General features: G+C 73.2%; 15 protein-coding genes. 8 read left to right on the top strand and 7 right to left on the bottom strand.

Features of this window, described 5'->3' with window-relative positions; translation table 11 throughout:
- The first annotated feature begins 39 nt into the window (after positions 1–39).
- Positions 40–648, top strand: coding sequence for a histidine phosphatase family protein (locus QNO07_RS09830; RefSeq protein WP_283991349.1), 609 nt, complete (start codon positions 40–42; stop codon positions 646–648).
- Between the two features lie 48 nt (positions 649–696).
- On the opposite strand, the gene QNO07_RS09825 is transcribed toward QNO07_RS09830, so the two are convergent.
- A complete protein-coding gene (locus QNO07_RS09825) occupies positions 697–2,106 on the bottom strand; it encodes an NsdA family TPR-like regulatory protein (RefSeq protein ID WP_283991348.1) in 1,410 nt (469 codons plus the stop codon).
- A 171-nt stretch (positions 2,107–2,277) separates the two neighbouring features.
- On the opposite strand from QNO07_RS09825, the gene QNO07_RS09820 reads away from it, so the two are divergent.
- On the top strand, positions 2,278–2,691 hold the full coding sequence (locus QNO07_RS09820) for a hypothetical protein (protein WP_502961807.1): 414 nt from the start codon (positions 2,278–2,280) through the stop codon (positions 2,689–2,691).
- A gap of 49 nt (positions 2,692–2,740) precedes the next feature.
- Positions 2,741–3,622 (top strand): spermidine synthase, encoded by an 882-nt coding sequence (locus QNO07_RS09815; protein WP_283991347.1) that lies wholly within the window; start codon positions 2,741–2,743, stop codon positions 3,620–3,622.
- A gap of 45 nt (positions 3,623–3,667) precedes the next feature.
- On the opposite strand, the gene QNO07_RS09810 is transcribed toward QNO07_RS09815, so the two are convergent.
- Positions 3,668–4,237 (bottom strand): hypothetical protein, encoded by a 570-nt coding sequence (locus QNO07_RS09810; RefSeq protein WP_283991346.1) that lies wholly within the window; start codon positions 4,235–4,237, stop codon positions 3,668–3,670.
- A gap of 32 nt (positions 4,238–4,269) precedes the next feature.
- Between QNO07_RS09810 and QNO07_RS09805 the strand changes: the two genes are divergently transcribed.
- Entirely contained in the window at positions 4,270–4,977 is a 708-nt protein-coding gene (locus QNO07_RS09805) for a response regulator transcription factor (protein ID WP_283991345.1), read from the top strand.
- Positions 4,974–6,350, top strand: a complete 1,377-nt coding sequence (locus QNO07_RS09800; protein ID WP_283991344.1) for a HAMP domain-containing sensor histidine kinase — start codon at positions 4,974–4,976, stop codon at positions 6,348–6,350. The genes QNO07_RS09805 and QNO07_RS09800 overlap by 4 nt, the downstream gene beginning before the upstream one ends.
- A 188-nt stretch (positions 6,351–6,538) precedes the next feature.
- Here the strand turns inward: QNO07_RS09800 and QNO07_RS09795 are convergent, their stop codons facing one another.
- The 4 genes from QNO07_RS09795 to QNO07_RS09780 are packed head-to-tail and all read right to left on the bottom strand — an operon-like array spanning position 6,539 to position 11,220.
- The gene (locus QNO07_RS09795) at positions 6,539–7,933 is read right to left on the bottom strand and encodes a GH1 family beta-glucosidase (RefSeq protein ID WP_283991343.1); all 1,395 of its coding nucleotides are present in this window, start codon (positions 7,931–7,933) and stop codon (positions 6,539–6,541) included.
- 57 nt (positions 7,934–7,990) lie between these two features.
- On the bottom strand, positions 7,991–8,848 hold the full coding sequence (locus QNO07_RS09790; protein WP_283991342.1) for a carbohydrate ABC transporter permease: 858 nt from the start codon (positions 8,846–8,848) through the stop codon (positions 7,991–7,993).
- A 13-nt stretch (positions 8,849–8,861) separates the two neighbouring features.
- Entirely contained in the window at positions 8,862–9,872 is a 1,011-nt protein-coding gene (locus QNO07_RS09785) for a carbohydrate ABC transporter permease (RefSeq protein ID WP_283991341.1), read from the bottom strand.
- 13 nt (positions 9,873–9,885) lie between these two features.
- Positions 9,886–11,220, bottom strand: a complete 1,335-nt coding sequence (locus QNO07_RS09780) for an ABC transporter substrate-binding protein (protein ID WP_283991340.1) — start codon at positions 11,218–11,220, stop codon at positions 9,886–9,888.
- A gap of 199 nt (positions 11,221–11,419) precedes the next feature.
- Here QNO07_RS09780 and QNO07_RS09775 point away from each other — a divergent pair, with 199 nt between their 5' ends.
- The 3 genes from QNO07_RS09775 (at position 11,420) to QNO07_RS09765 (ending at position 14,407) form a co-directional block, all read left to right on the top strand.
- Complete coding sequence (locus tag QNO07_RS09775) at positions 11,420–12,472, top strand: LacI family DNA-binding transcriptional regulator (RefSeq protein WP_283991339.1); 1,053 nt, start codon at positions 11,420–11,422, stop codon at positions 12,470–12,472.
- 94 nt (positions 12,473–12,566) lie between these two features.
- Entirely contained in the window at positions 12,567–13,469 is a 903-nt protein-coding gene (locus QNO07_RS09770) for an SCO2400 family protein (RefSeq protein WP_283991338.1), read from the top strand.
- A 344-nt stretch (positions 13,470–13,813) separates the two neighbouring features.
- Complete coding sequence (locus QNO07_RS09765) at positions 13,814–14,407, top strand: M23 family metallopeptidase (RefSeq protein ID WP_283991337.1); 594 nt, start codon at positions 13,814–13,816, stop codon at positions 14,405–14,407.
- Here QNO07_RS09765 and QNO07_RS09760 read toward each other — a convergent pair.
- Positions 14,374–15,063, bottom strand: a complete 690-nt coding sequence (locus QNO07_RS09760; RefSeq protein ID WP_283991336.1) for an SACE_7040 family transcriptional regulator — start codon at positions 15,061–15,063, stop codon at positions 14,374–14,376. The genes QNO07_RS09765 and QNO07_RS09760 overlap by 34 nt on opposite strands.
- Between the last annotated feature and the right edge of the window lie 63 nt (positions 15,064–15,126).

Below are 15,126 nucleotides of genomic sequence, written 5' to 3'. Positions count from 1 at the left end.
GCGGAAAGACCCTGCCCCCGCTGCGAGGAGAGCTTTCGCATGTCAGCGCGCATCCTGCTGGTACGCCACGGCGAGACGGCCTGGTCCCGCCTGGGCCGACACACCGGGCGGACCGACGTGCCGCTGCTCGACGACGGCCGCCGCATGGCCAAGCAGCTGGGCGAGCGGCTGCACCGCGCGCCCTGGAACGGACTGCCGGACGCCGAGGTGCGGACCAGCCCGCTCTCGCGGGCGGCGGAGACCTGCGAGCTGGCCGGGTTCGGCGGCGGCCGGGCGCAGCCGTGGGACGCCCTCATGGAGCGGGACTACGGCGGTTACGAGGGGCTCAGCCCGGACGACATCAAGGAACGGGCCGGGGCGGACTGGGTGATCTGGCGGGACGGCGTGCCCGGCGGGGAGTCGCTGGCCGAGCTGTCCGCCCGCGCGGACGAGGTCGTCGCCTGGGCGCGGGCGGCCGAGCACGACGTGCTGCTGTTCGCCCACGGCCACATGCTGCGGGTGCTCGGTGCGCGCTGGCTCGGCCGTGAACCGGAGTTCGCCGCCCGGCTGCGGCTGTCGCCCGCCTCGCTGTCGGAGCTGGGCTGGGCGTACGGCGAGCCCGCCATCGAGCGCTGGAACGACGTCGGCCACCTGGAGGCCGGGGCCTGAACCAGAGGCAGCCGGCCCCTGGTTCCTGGCTCCCACCGGGTTGTGCAGTCAGGCTGTGAGGCGGGCCGACATCCGGTCCAGGAACGAGTCCACCGCCGCGTCACCCCGGTGGGGCGCGAGGTGGTGCGCGGTGGCCGCGAGCATGGTGCTGACGCGGGAGGACCGGACGTCCGCCAGCAGGTCCAGGGCGCGGGCGGCCTGCGTCGCCGCCTCGTCCGGGGAGCCCGCACCGGCCAGGTCCCCGGCCAACTGGGCGGTGAACAGGGCGGTGTTGCGGGCGAAGTGCGGCGGTTGCAGGGCGACCGCGCGCCGCGCGCCGCGCGTGGCGAGTGTCCAGTCGCCCAGCGCCGCCCAGCACTGCGCCTCCAGACCGGAAAGCTCCGCCTCGCCGAAGAACGTCATCCACTCCGGGTCGTCGTCCACCGGGCCGCGGGCGAAGAGGGCACGCGCCCGGCCGAGTGCCTCCGCGCAGGAGGCCCGGTCGCCGAGCCGGCTCCAGCCGCCGGCCTCGCGCAGCGCCAGCAGCGAGAGCAGCCGGTGCGAGCCGAGGCGCCGGGCAGCCTGCGTGCCGGCCTGCGCGGCCCGCACGCACTCCCGGGGCCGCCCGGCGTCCCGGGCGAGAAAGGCCAGGTTGCAGAAGGCGTGCGCCTCCAGGGCGGGGTCTTCGGCCACCCGTGAGGTGGCCAGCGCCTCGCCGTAGTGCGAGCGGGCGTCCTCCAGCCGTCCTGAGTCGTGCGCCAGCCAGCCCACGGAGATGGCGAGTTCACCCGCGCCGGCGTGCAACCGGTCGGCCACGGTCTGGCGTTGCGGTCGGGAGTCCAGCAGTTCGTACGCGGCTCGGAGCCAGGTGCCGGCGCGGCGGTAGAGGCCGTCCGCGCCGTGCCGGTCGTCCAGCAGGCGGATGCGGCGCACCGCCTCCTCGACCGCTGCCGCCTCGGGCGCCCCGGCGCGGGCCGGGGCGGCAAGGGCGCTTGCGGCCCCGGGGCCGCAGAGCACGGCGCCCGCGGTGGTGGCGGCCAGCGCGGCGGGGCCGCCGGCCATGAATGCGCGACGCAGCACGTCGCTCTCCTCGTCGTGTCCAGGGTGGGGCCCGGCACGCTCGTGGTCCGAGTGCGCCGGGCAGGAGGTCGTCCCGGTGGAGGTGCCGTCACCTCCGCCCGGGATTCGCGCCGCCCTTCCGCGCACCGACGCCCGCGGGGCGAAGCCCAGGTCGGACAGGGTCCGCCCCGGGAACATGTGCAGGAACACCCGTTCGTAGGCGTAGTTGGGGCAGCGGATCTCCCCGCTCTCCACCCGCCCGACGTAGCGGGCGTCGCAGGACACCCGCTCCCCGATCTCCCGGGCCGCCCTGCGGACGGCGGCGGCGAACTCACCGGGGGAGAGCCCGCCGCGCTGTCGCCGGAAGGCCAGGTTCGGCTGCCGCTGCGTCGCGGCTGACGCTGGAGGTGACGACGCCATGCCCGGGAAGGTACACGCCGTGAGGGGTCCGCCACACAGGGTTTGCCGACAGAACGGATATCCCATTCGGCATCCGCCATGAATCGCCATCCTTTGCGGTGCCCGATGCCGTAGCCGTTGACGCTCCCGCACGTTGAACCATGCATCAGCGAGCGCAGAGGAGTGGTCACCGTGCTTGACACCGGAGACTTGCGTACCACCGCCCCGACCCGGCCCGGGGCCGGACGCGGTGCGGTGCCGCCGGACGAGCCCTGCGACCTGGTCACCGTGCCCGCGCGGCAGGGGCTGGAGGCGGTCGACATCCTCAGGCTGCGCGACGGCGTCGGCCCGGTGCTGCACGACGACGCCGGAGCCACGCTCGGCTTCCTGGTCCCGCCGGGCACCGCCGCCGCCTGGGACCTTCCCGGCAGCGCCTGCACGCAGACCAGCGGGCCCGCCGACCGCAGCGCCGGTGAGCCGCCGGTGGCCGGCGCGGGCTGGGTGGTGCCGCCGGACGGCACCTACGAGACGGCCACCGACGCGTCCCGGCTGCGTGCCGCGCTCGGCGAGGCGGCCCGGACCATCGAGGCGCTCGACCGCTGGTAGCCGCTCCCCGGCGGGCGCGCCGGCGCGCGGCCGGGGGATACTGGCCGCCATGGGCAGACAGCGACGATCCGCCGCGGCCCGGCAGGGCCGCGAGGCGGCGGCCGAGCAGGTCGGCGGCGGGCTGGCCGAGCTGCTGCCGGACCCCGACCGCCCGCAGGCGTGGCAACTGCTGCTCGACGGCGCCCCGCAGTCGCACGTGGACCTCGCCGACCCCGCGCACCTCGACTTCTCCTATCAGCGCAGGATCGGCCACGCCATCGACCTGCTGGCGCCGCCCGGACGCCCGGTGCGGGTGCTGCACCTGGGCGGCGGCGCGCTGACCCTGGCCCGCTACACCGCCGCGACCCGCCCGCGCTCCACCCAGCAGGTCGTCGAGATGGACACCGCGCTGACCGCCTTCGTGCGGGAGCACCTGCCGCTGCCCGACGGCTGGCGCATCCGGGTGCGCGGCACGGACGCGCGGGCAGGGCTGGCCCGCGTCGCCGACGGCTGGGCCGACCTGGTGGTGGCGGACGTCTTCCAGGGCGCCCGCACCCCCGCGCACCTGGGAACGGCCGAGTTCCTCACCGAGGTCCGGCGGACGCTGCGGCCCGGCGGCTGGTACGCGGCGAACCTGGCCGACGGGCCGCCGCTGGCCCATCTGCGCGCCCAGACCGCGACCGTGCGCGACGCCTTCGCCGAGCTGTGCCTGACCTCGGACCCGGCGGTGCTGCGCGGCAAGCGTTTCGGCAACGCGGTGCTGCTGGCCGCCGACGGGCCGCTGCCGACAACCGAACTCACCCGGCGGGCGGCCGGCGACCCGCACCCGGGGCGGCTGCTGCACGGCCGGGATCTGGCGGACTTCACCGGTGGCGCCCGCGTCGTCACCGACGCCACCGCCACCGCCTCGCCGGCCCCACCCGCAGGCGTCTTCGACCGCCGCCGCAGCTGACCGGCAAGACCCGGCGGGCCCATCCGCGCCCGGGCGCGGGGCGGTTCAGCGCTCGTCGAGCTGCACGCGTGGCGGGCCGTCGTGCCAGGTGCAGAAGATCGACGAGGCGCGGTCGCCCTTGCTGAAGGTCACCCGAATCCAGAACTCCTGCTGCCACACCTCGACCTGCCATCCGGAGCCGGGTGTCGCCGACACCAGCGCCGCCGAGTCGGCCCGCAGGTCGAACGCGACCAGCCCGCCGTCAGCGGTGTAGCTGCGCACCTGCCCGGTGGGCGGCTGCTCGCCCTTCCCGGGTGCGGGCGGTGACGCGCTGCCCGACGGGGTGCGGGACGGCCGGGCGCTCGGGCTGCCCGCGGCCGACGGCGACGCGGAGTCCGACGGTGACGGCGACGGCGAAGCCCCCGACGCCGAAGGGGAGGGCGAATCCGCCGGCTTGGGACGCCGGGTGGAGGACTGCTCGGCTGTTTCCGCGTCGCCGTCCAGGGACAGGGTGACCGCCCGGGGCGGGTCGTAGGCCGTGCCGGAGATCACGGTGTGCACGCCGAACCAGGACAGCGCGGCGGCAACCGAGGTGGCGCACAACCACGCGCCCGCGTGAACCAGTCGACGTTGCATCGGCTTCACCCTAATGGCGTACGGTTCCGCGCATGGCAAGTGTGCTCGTCGTTGAGGACGACCAGTTCGTGCGCTCGGCGCTGATCCGCCACCTCACCGAGGCGTCCCACACGGTGCGCAGTGTCGGGACGGCGCTGGAGGCACTGCGCGAGGTCTCCCAGATCGGTTTCGACGTGGTCGTGCTCGACCTGGGACTGCCCGACCTGGACGGCGCCGAGGCCCTGAAGATGCTGCGCGGCATCACCCAGGTCCCGGTCATCATCGCCACCGCCCGGGACGACGAGTCGGAGATCGTGCGGCTGCTCAACGCCGGCGCCGACGACTACCTGGTGAAGCCCTTCTCGGTGGAGCACCTGTCCGCCCGGATGGCGGCGGTGCTGCGCCGGTCCCGGGGCGGCGAGCGCACCGCGTCGCCGGAGGACGCCACGCTCCGGGTCGGCGGCCTGGAGGTGGACCCGCTGCGCCGGCAGGCCCGGCTCGACGGCACCGCACTGGACCTGACCCGCCGCGAGTTCGACCTGCTGGCCTTCCTCGCCGGGCGGCCCGGTGTGGTGGTGCCGCGCCGCGAACTGCTCGCCCAGGTGTGGCAGCAGTCCTACGGAGACGACCAGACCATCGACGTGCACCTGTCCTGGCTGCGGCGCAAGCTCGGCGAGACCGCGGCCCGCCCGCGCTACCTGCACACGCTGCGCGGCGTCGGCGTCAAGCTCGAACCCCCGGTGGCGGGACCGCCGCAGTGAGATGGGCGCTGGTCAAGGTCTGCCTCGCCGTGACGGCCATGGTGGTGATCGCCTTCGCGGTGCCGCTGGGCCTGGTGGTGAAGGAGATGGCACGGGACCGGGCGTTCTCCAACGCCGAGCGGCAGGCCGCCGCGATCGGCCCGGCGCTCGCCATCACCGCCGACCGCGCCCAGCTCCAGCGCGCGGTGGCCAGCACCCAGGCGGGTGCCGACGGCCGCATCGCGGTACACGTACCGGCCGGGGACGATCGGGGCGAGCCGATCGAGGTCGGTGAGCGCCGCGCGCCCGCGGACGCGCTGGGCGAGGCGCGGGCGTCGATCGTCGCCGTGCCCGGCGGCTTCGCGCTGCTCCAACCGACCGCCGTCAACACCGGCCGCATCGCGGTGGTGGAGGTCTTCGTGCCCGACGAGGAGGTCTCGCGCGGGGTGACCACCGCCTGGCTGGTGCTGGCCGGAGTGGGACTGGGCCTGGTGGTGGGCTCGGTCGCGATCGCCGACCGGCTCGGCACCCGGATGGTCCGTCCCGCGGCCCGCCTCGCACAGGCGGCGCACGAACTGGGTGAGGGAAAGCTCGGCGTGCGGGTGCCCGAACAGGGCCCGACCGAACTGCGGTCGGCCGCTGTGGCGTTCAACATGATGGCCGACCAGGTCGTGCAACTGCTTGCCAATGAACGGGAGTTGGCTGCCGACCTCTCACACCGGCTGCGCACCCCGTTGACGGTGCTGCGCCTGAACGCCGCCTCGCTGGGCGAGGGCGACGCGGCGGACCAGACCCGCCACGCGGTCGCCCAGCTTGAACGGGAGGTCGACCAGGTCATCCAGGCCGCCCGGGAGTTGAAGCCGCAGTCACCCGGCGCCGGGGTGTCGGTGGGCTGCGACGCGTCCGAAGTGGTGCGGGCGCGGATGGAGTTCTGGTCGGCGCTGGCGGAGGACGAGGGCCGCCGGGCCCGGGTCGCCACGCCGGACCGTCCGGTGCGCGTACCGGTGGCCCGCGCCGAACTGGCCGCCGCGCTGGACGCGATGCTCGGCAACGTCTTCCGGCACACCCCCGAGGGCACCGCCTTCGCGGTGGACGTGCACGACGCGGGCAGTTCCAGCAACTCCGTCATCGTGCTGGTCTCCGACGCGGGCCCCGGCATCGAGGACCCGGAGGCGGCGCTGCGGCGCGGCCACGGCGACGGCGGCCCCGGCTCGACCGGCCTGGGGCTGGACATCGTGCGCCGGGTCGCGGAGTCCACCGGCGGCGACGTGCGGATCGGCCGGTCGGTGCTGGGCGGCACCGAGGTGCGGCTGTGGCTCGCGCTGGACACCGAGGGCCGCCCGGCCGGGAACCGCCGCGGTCACCGGGTGCGGCGGCGGGCTCGCCGGGCGTGACACTCGCTTAACGTCCGGCCATCCGGGCCTTAAGGCCGTCCTAAGGCACCCGCCCGGAGCCCGATTCGTCCAGGATGCCGGAGTCGGGGCGGCTAGTGTTCTGATCACCCCCACAGGGACCCAGCGGGGTGCGGCGGCCGATTTGCCCCTTCCGCCGCACCCCGCGCTCCCGCCGTCCCCCCGATCCGTCAGACGGCGGGCAGCTCCCGGGTCCTGACCAGTTCCGCGTACCAGTGCGCACTGGCCTTCGGTGTCCGCTCCTGGGTGTCGAAGTCGACGTAGACCGCGCCGAAGCGCTTGCTGTACCCGTAGGACCACTCGAAGTTGTCGAGCAGCGACCACAGGAAGTAGCCGCGCACGTCCACGCCGTCGCCCCTGGCCTGCTCGACCGCGCCGAGGTGGCCGTGCAGGTAGTCGATCCGGTCCTGGTCGTTGACGGTGCCGTCCTCGGACGGCTTGTCCTCGCAGGCCATGCCGTTCTCGGTGATGTACAGCGGCACGCCGGGTGCCAGCTGCCCCAGCCGGACGAGCAGCTCGTGCAGGCCGGTCGGGTCGACCGTCCAGCCCATCTGGGTGGTCGGGCCGGGCGTCTGGTGGAAGGCGACGCTGTCGGCCGCAGGCCAGGGGGAGTGCGCGCTCGCGCCGTGACCGTCGCGCCGCTCGACCTCGCCCGCCTGCACCTGGGACACCAGGGACGGGGTGTAGTAGTTGACGCCGAGCGCGTCCAGCGGCTGGTGGATCTCCGCCAGGTCGCCGTCGCGGACGAAACTCCAGTCGGTGATGCGCGCGGTGTCCGCGAACAGGTCCTCGGGGTACGCGCCCTGGAGGATCGGCCCCTCGAAGACGCCGTTGGCGAGCGCCTCGATGCGCCGCTTGGCGTCGCGGTCGGCGGGGGAGTCGGTGCGGGCCCGCACGACCGCCGAGTTGAGGCTGACGCCCAGCTTGGCGGTGGCCGGCAGCGCCGCGCGCAGCGCCTGCGCGGCGAGGCCGTGGCCGAGGTTGAGGTGGTGCGCGGCGCGCAGCGCGGCGAGCGGCTCGGTCCGGCCCGGCGCGTGCACGCCCGAGCCGTAGCCGAGGAACGCGCTGCACCACGGCTCGTTGAGCGTCGTCCAGTGCTGCACCCGGTCGCCGAGCGCGTCGGCGGTGAGCGTGGCGTACTCGGCGAACCGCTCGGCGGTGACGCGCTCGGGCCAGCCGCCCGCGTCCTCCAGCTCCTGCGGCAGGTCCCAGTGGTACAGGGTGACCCACGGGGTGATGTCGTGCTCCAGCAGCTCGTCGACCAGTTGGCGGTAGAAGTCCAGGCCGCGCTGGACGGCCGGGCCGCGGCCGGTGGGCTGGACGCGGGACCAGCTGACGGAGAACCGGTAGGCCTCAAGGCCCAGGTCCGCCATGAGGCGCACGTCGTCGCGGAAGCGGTGGTAGTGGTCTACGGCGACGTCGCCGTGCTCGCCGCCGAGCACCTTGCCGGGGGTGTGGCTGAAGGTGTCCCAGATGGAGGGGGTGCGTCCGTCCTCGGCGGCGGCGCCCTCGATCTGGTAGGCGGACGTGGCCGATCCGAACAGGAAGTCGGAGGGGAAAGTCATGTGGGAGCGCTCCCAAGTCTAGTCGTCGGAAAGGGCGTTCGGCAGGGCGGACACGCGTCAGCCCTTGACTGCGCCGTGCATGATGCCGCCCACGATCTGTCTGCCGAAGATGGCGAAGGCGATCAGCAGCGGGAGCGTGCCGAGCAGGGCGCCGGCCATGATCACCGACTGGTCGGGGATGTATCCCTGGCCCAGACCCGTCAGGGCGACCTGGACGGTCGGGTTGTCCTGGGTCAGCGCGATGATCGGCCAGAAGAACTCGTTCCAGGCCATCACGAAGGTGAGCATGCCCAGGACGGCCATCGCCGGGCGGGCGGCGGGGAAGACCACGTGCCAGATGACGCGCAGGCTGTTCGCGCCGTCCACCCGGGCGGCCTCGATGACCTCGGTGGGCAGCGCGTTCACCAGGTACTGCCGCATGAAGAACACTCCGAAGGCGCTCACCATCATGGGCAGGATGACCGCCTGCAGCTGGTTGGTCCACTCCAGCTCGGCGATGGCCATGAACAGGGGCACCACGCTGAGCTGCGGCGGCACCATCATGGTCCCGATGACGAGCACCAGCAGGATGTTCTTCGCCCGGAAGTGGAGCTTGGCGAAGGCGAACCCGGCCAGCGTCGCGAACAGCACCGTGCTGACCGAGATGGTCCCGGCCACGAACACCGTGTTGAACAGCGCCTTGCCCATGTTGGCGTCGGTCCACGCCGTGCTCAGGTTGGAGAGCAGGTTGCCGCCGAACCAGAACGGTGGCGGCGTCTCGGCCAGCCGCGAGTTGTCCCGGGAGGCCGCGATCGCCGTCCACACCAGGGGGAGCAGCGAGCCCAGGGTGAAGACCGCCAGCACGGTGTAGGTGATCACGCCGCCGTGCAGGTGCTTGCCCGCGCGGCCGGCCCGGACAGCAGAGAAAACAGCCATGGTCAGCCCCCTTTCAGTGGCTCTTCTGAAGCCGTCGGGCGAACAGCCAGTAGACGAGGCCGATCACGATCAGGACGAGGAACATGGACCAGGCGATCGCTGACGCCCGGCCGAGGTGGTAGTTGACCCAGCCCTGCTCGTACAGGTACAGCCCCAGCGTCTGGTACTGGTGCGAGGACCCGCCGGTCGCCGAACCGCCGAACAGCAGCGGCTCTCCGAACAGCTGGGTGGCGCCGATGGTCGAGATGACAGCCGTGAACAGGATGGTCGGCCGCAGCGACGGAATCGTCACGTGCAGGAACTGCTGCCAGCGGGAGGCCCCGTCCAGGGCCGCCGACTCGTAGAGGTCGTCCGGCACGGCCTGCATCGCGGCCAGGTAGATCAGCGCGTTGTAGCCCGTCCATCGCCAGATGACGATGGTGGACACGGCGAACTGCGAGGTCCAGGTGCCGCTCTCCCAGTCGATGTTGTCGATGCCGACCAGGCCCAGACCCCAGTTGATCATGCCGTAGTCGCGACCGTAGAGCATCGCGAACACCAGGGTCGCCGCGGCGACCGAGGTGGCGTAGGGGGTGAGCATGGCGACCCGGAAGAACATCGAGCCGCGCAGCTTGTAGTTCATCAGGTGGGCCAGCGCGAGCGCCATCAGCAACTGGGGAACGGTGGCGATGAGGCCGATGGTGAACGTGTTGCGCAGCGCGTTCCAGAAGAACTCGTCGCTGATCAGCCGGGAGAAGTTGTGCAGCCCGGCCCACTCCATCTCCGTCGGGGTGTGCAGGGAGACCTTGTGCAGCGAGGCCCAGCCCGTGTACAGCAGCGGGAAGAGGCCGAAGGCGGTGAAGAACAGGAAGAACGGAGCTATGAACGCGTACGGGCTCCAGCGGGCGTCCCGCTGGTAGCGGCGGCTGCGCCGGGCGAGGCGGCGCTCCTCTTTGGGGTCGGCCGGCCCGCCCTTGCGGGGCGGGCGCGGGGCCGTGCCCCCCGCGGTGGCGGGGGGCACGGCTTCGAGGCGCGGGGTGGTCATCCAGCAGCTCCGGTCACTCGTCGACCGCGTTGTCGATCTTCTTCACCGCGGCCTTCCACGCCTCGTCGGGCGACTTGCCCTGCTGCTCGGCCTGGAGGATGCCGACCGTGGCGATGTTCTCGCCGACGATCTGGTCCTTCGGGCCGAGGATGGCGGTGGGGATGCCCTTCGCGGCTTCGGAGAAGATCGCACCGATGGGCGCGTCAGCGAAGTACTCGTGCTTGGCGTCCTTGACCTCGGGGAGGTCCAGTGCCCGCTGCGAGCTGGGGAAGCTGGCCTGCTTGGCGAACAGCTTCGCCTGCTGCTGCGGCGCGGTCAGCCAGGCCGCCAGCTTGACGGCCTCCTCCTTGTTCTTGCCGGCCTCCGGCACGGTCAGGAACGAACCTCCCCAGTTGGCGGGCCGGGGAGCGGGCGCGACGTCCCACTGGTCGGCGTTCTTCTCGCCGGCCTTCTCCTTGATGTAGCCGAGCATCCAGGAGGGGCAGACCACGGTGGCGAAGGTGCCGTTGGCGTAGGCCTGGTCCCAGGCGGTGTCGAACTGCTTCAGCCGGCCGGTCATCTTGCCCTCGACTGCCCGCATCGCCAGGTCCCACGAGGTCTTCACGGCGTCGCTGTCCTTGTAGATCAGCTCGCCGTCCTTGTTGTAGTTCTTCTCGGCGTAGCTGGAGACCGAACCGTTGTAGAGGCCGGCTGCGGCGTCCATGAAGGTCGTCCCCTCGGGGGCGTCCTTCATGTAGGTCTCACCTGCGTCGACGTACTTCTCCCAGTCGCCTTCCCAGAGCTTGCCGACCTCCTCGCGGTCGGTGGGCAGGCCCGCCTTGTCGAACAGGTCCTTGCGGTAGCAGACGCCCATCGGGCCGATGTCGGTGCCGACACCGATGACCCGGCCGTCCTCGGCCTTGGCCTGGTCCCACTTCCAGGGCAGGAAGCTCTCGCCGTCCACCCCGTCGGCCTTGGACATGTCCACGAACTTCGCGGCCTGGATCTGGGTCAGCTCGTTGATGTTGGCGACCTCGACGGCCTGGATGTCGTCGAGTCCGCTGCCGGCCGAGAGGCGGTTCAGCAGGGCCGGGTAGTAGTCCTCGTTGCGCTCGGTGGAGTTCTCCTTGATCGTCACATGCGGGTTGAGCTTCTCGTACTCGTCGTACAGCCCGGCCTGCTTGTAGCCGAAGACGCCGAAGACGCCCACCGAGACGGTGGTCTTCTTCTTGCCGTCCGCGGTATCCGACGACTCGTCGCTGTCCGAGGCGCATCCTGCGAGCAGGCCGGCGCTCAGGGCAGCGGTGAGGCCGATGGCCAGGCTGCGGGTGGTGAGACGGAACGAAGGTGTGCGGGTCCTGCCGTGCATTGCATCCTCCCGAACGTACGGGACGTGAAAGGGCGTGTGGAGAAATGACTGGGTGCGGTACCTTGGGAGCGCTCCCAAACGTGATGGGTTGAAGAGTCTCCGAGACCCATCGGGGTGTCAAGACACTGAACGGCAACTACTTCGAAACACGGTGTAGTTGAATGATCCGTACATCGGAGAATCGGTCCGGGAGGCAGGTATGGCGGTGCGCGGCGCTGGGGCTCGCAGGCCCACGTTGGAGCAGGTCGCGGCACGTGCCGGGGTCGGACGGGGCACGGTCTCCCGGGTGGTCAACGGTTCCCCGCGGGTCAGTGAGCAGACCCGGGCGGCGGTCCAGCGGGCCGTCGCGGAACTCGGTTACGTTCCGAACCCGGCCGCGCGCGCCCTCGCCGCCGGCAGCACCGACGCGATAGCGCTCGTGGTCCCCGAGCACGAGACCCGGCTGTTCGCCGAGCCGTACTTCTCCGGTGTGGTGCGCGGCGTCAGCGCCGCCCTGGCCGACGCCGACCTCCAGCTGCTGCTCACCATGATCCGCAACCAGAAGGAACGCGACCGCTTCGGCCAGTACGTCAGCGCCCACCGGGTGGACGGCGTGCTGCTGGTGTCGGTGCACGCCGACGACCCGCTGCCCGACCTGCTGGAGAGCATCGAGATGCCGGCCGTGCTGGGCGGCCGGCGGTCCGGCGCCGAGTCCGTGCCCTACGTCGACTCCGACAACGTCGGCGGCGCACGGGCCGCGGTGGAGCACCTGATCGGCCGTGGCCGCCGCACGGTGGCCACCATCACCGGCCCGCTCGACATGTACGTGGCCCAGTGCCGCCTGGACGGCTACCGGGACGCCGTCCGCATCGCCGGCCACGACGAGGACGCGCGGCTCGTCGCGCACGGCGACTTCACCGAGGACGGCGGCCACCGCGCGATGCGCGAGCTGCTGGCCCGCAGGCCCGAGGTGGACGCCGTCTTCTGCGCGTCCGACGTGATGGCCTCCGGCGCGCGGATGGCGCTGCGTGCGGCCGGGCGGACGGTGCCCGACGACGTGGCGCTGGTCGGCTTCGACGACTCCGCGGTGGCCCGCCACATGGACCCGCCGCTGACCAGCGTGCGGCAGCCCATCGAGCAGATGGGCCGCGAGATGGCCAGGCTGCTGCTGGCCCGGCTGCGCGGCCCGGCCGCGCCCGGTGGCGCGGGCGGCACCGCCGTGCCCACCGGCGTGGTGCTGCCGACCGAGCTGGTGCGCCGCAGTTCGTCCTGATCCCGGGCCGGGTGACCCCCTCGGCAGGGACACGACACAGGCCAGTAGGGTGGCCGCCACCGCAGGACTGACGCCCGCTGGAGTGGGTCCCCCCATGAACTACTGCCTTACCTGTCGCCGCCACCTCAACGGCGCCCTGGTGTGTCCCGGATGCGGCGAGGTGCAGCACGCACCGGAGACCCCGGCCGACCCCGACCCCGCCGGCCCGCTGGGGAGCGGTGCGTTCGGCGCCGGTGCGTCCGGGGGCGGGGCGCCGGACGCGGAGCTGCCCACCGCGGAACTGCCCGCGGTCGCGCCGGCCGGCGCCCACGACCCGGTGGCGCCGGCCCGCACTCCCGACGCGCCCTCCACGTCCGACGCGCCCTCCACGTCTGACGCACCCGGCGCGCCTTCCACACCCGACGCGGTGGAAACGGCCGCGCTTCCCGCCGTGGACGGCGCCGCCGAGCCGCCGCCCGGCGTGCGGGAGGGGCGGGCGGCCGACCGCCGGGAGGGCCGCCGGGGGAGTCGGCGCCGCATCCTGATCGGCGCGGTGCTGGTCGCGGCGGTGGTGCTGGCCGGGGTCGCGGTGGGTACCGGCGGCGGACTGCCCGACTTCCGGCCGGAGGCCGACGCCGAGGCCCCGGCGAGCACGCCGCCCTCACCGGAGCGGTCCGGCGAGGAGGGGACGGAGCCGGAGACGCCGGGCGACGGGCCGGTGGACGGGGAGGAGGAGGCGTCGCCGTCCGCGTCGGCCGACGGCGTCTCCTCCTCCCCGTCGGCGTCACCCGACACCAGTGGCAGCGCCTCACCGCCGGCCGGGGCGCCCAGCGCGCCCTCGTCCTCGGCCCCCGACGCGGAGCAGCCGCCCCCGGCGCCCGCCTCCACACCGCCGGCGACCGTCAACGTGCCCCGTCCCCCGACCCCCACCGCGACCAGCCAGCCTCCCCGGGATCCCGACCCAGAGCCGGAACCGGAGCCGACGCAGTCCTCGTGTGTGCTGTGGTGGTGCGACTGAGGCGTGGGCAGCCGGCCTGCCGCGCCCCTCGCTTCCGCCACGCCGACCAGCCGTCAGGTCGACCGCCGTCGCGTGTGCGCCGGGGAGCTGCCGGTGCCCGGGCCGCAGCCTGACGGTCCGTGATCTGACGGAGCAAAAGTGGTTTACACCATTCACCTGTACGGACCGGCACGCCCGAGCAGTCGCGTCGCAAGCCAACCAAGCAGGTGCAAAGGGGAGTTGTCGCCTCCGCTGGTCCGTTCCCGGCTCCGCTCGCCGGGGTTCTGCGGTGTTCACGAGATGCAGGCTCCCGGCACCTGACGTGTCCTCACAGTGTTGACGTCACTGTTCGGGAGGACGGTCGCATGTGTACACAGGGTGAACGCACGCCCGCCGCGTTGAGCCGCCGCGGCATGCTGCTGGGCGGTGGCGCGCTGCTGGCGCTCGGACTCGTTCCGGCCCTCGGCGCGGCACACCCGGCCGCCGCCGCGGACGACCCGCAGTCAGAGCCGCAGACGCAACAGACGGACCCGCTGGCCGGGCCGCCGGGCGTGTTCGCGCGTCCGCTCGCGGCGAAGTACCCGGTGTCGGCCGCCTACGGCATCCCCGGCAACTGGCTCGCCGGGCGGCACACCGGCATCGACCTCGCGGTGCCGTCGGGTACGCCGGTGGCCTCGGTGGGGCCCGGGGAGGTGGAGGTCGCCCGCGCCTACGGCGACTACGGCAACGCGGTGCTGGTCGCGATGGAGGACGGCCACTTCGTGCTGTTCGCGCACCTGTCCAGGATCGCGGTGAAGGAGGGCGCCGCGGTGCAGGGCGGCACCCGGCTGGGCGACACCGGCGCCACCGGCCGCGTGACGGGCCCGCACCTGCACCTGGAGGTCCGGAAGAAGCGCGGCTACGGCTCGGACGTCGACCCCGTCGCCTACCTCGCCGAGCGCGGAGTCTCCCTGCCCTGACCGCGGCGCCCGCGCCCGTCACCGTCCCCGGCTCCGGCGGCGGCGAAGGCGCCGCGGGCCAGGCGGTGCAGCAGCGCGGCGGTGACGTCGCGGCGCTGGGTGGGCTGCTCGGCGGTGGGCCGACTCAGGTGCGGGGTCGAGTTCAGCAGCCCGAACACGGCGTGCACGGCCGTCCTGGCCTGCTGCTCGGGCACCTCGGGGTGGACCTCGCGGACCACCGACACCCACAGCTCCACGTAACCGCGCTGGAGCCGGCGGACCCGCTTGCGGTCCGCGTCCCGCAGCCGGTCCAGCTCCCGGTCGTGCAGGGTGATCAGCGCCCGGTCGTCGAGCGCGAAGTCGATGTGGCCGTCGATGAGCGCGTCCAGGGTGTCGGACGGGGACCGCGAGGCCGCCTCGGACTCCGCCAGGCGCAGCCGCCCGCCGTCGTGCAGCCGCTCGCTGATGCCCACCAGCAGCTCGGCGAGCATGGCGTCCTTGCCCGCGAAGTGCCGGTACAGACCGGGACCGCTGATGCCGACGGCGGCGCCTATCTCGTCGACCCCCACGCCGTGGAAGCCGCGCTCGGCGAACAGCCGGGCGGCCTCGCGCAGGATCTGCTCGCGGCGGGTCGGAGCGGGCGCCGGGCCCGGGGCGGCCCCGGTCTTCGTGGTCATGGGGACGATTCTAGACAGTGGGGTTAGTGAGCGTTAACCTGACGCCGTGGGTTAACGATGATT

It is taken from the genome of Streptomyces sp. 549 (assembly GCF_030124175.1).
Taxonomy (GTDB): Bacteria; Actinomycetota; Actinomycetes; order Streptomycetales; family Streptomycetaceae; genus Streptomyces.
The sequence above is the reverse complement of the archived record's forward strand: the minus strand, read 5'-3'. Positions and strand labels throughout refer to the sequence as shown.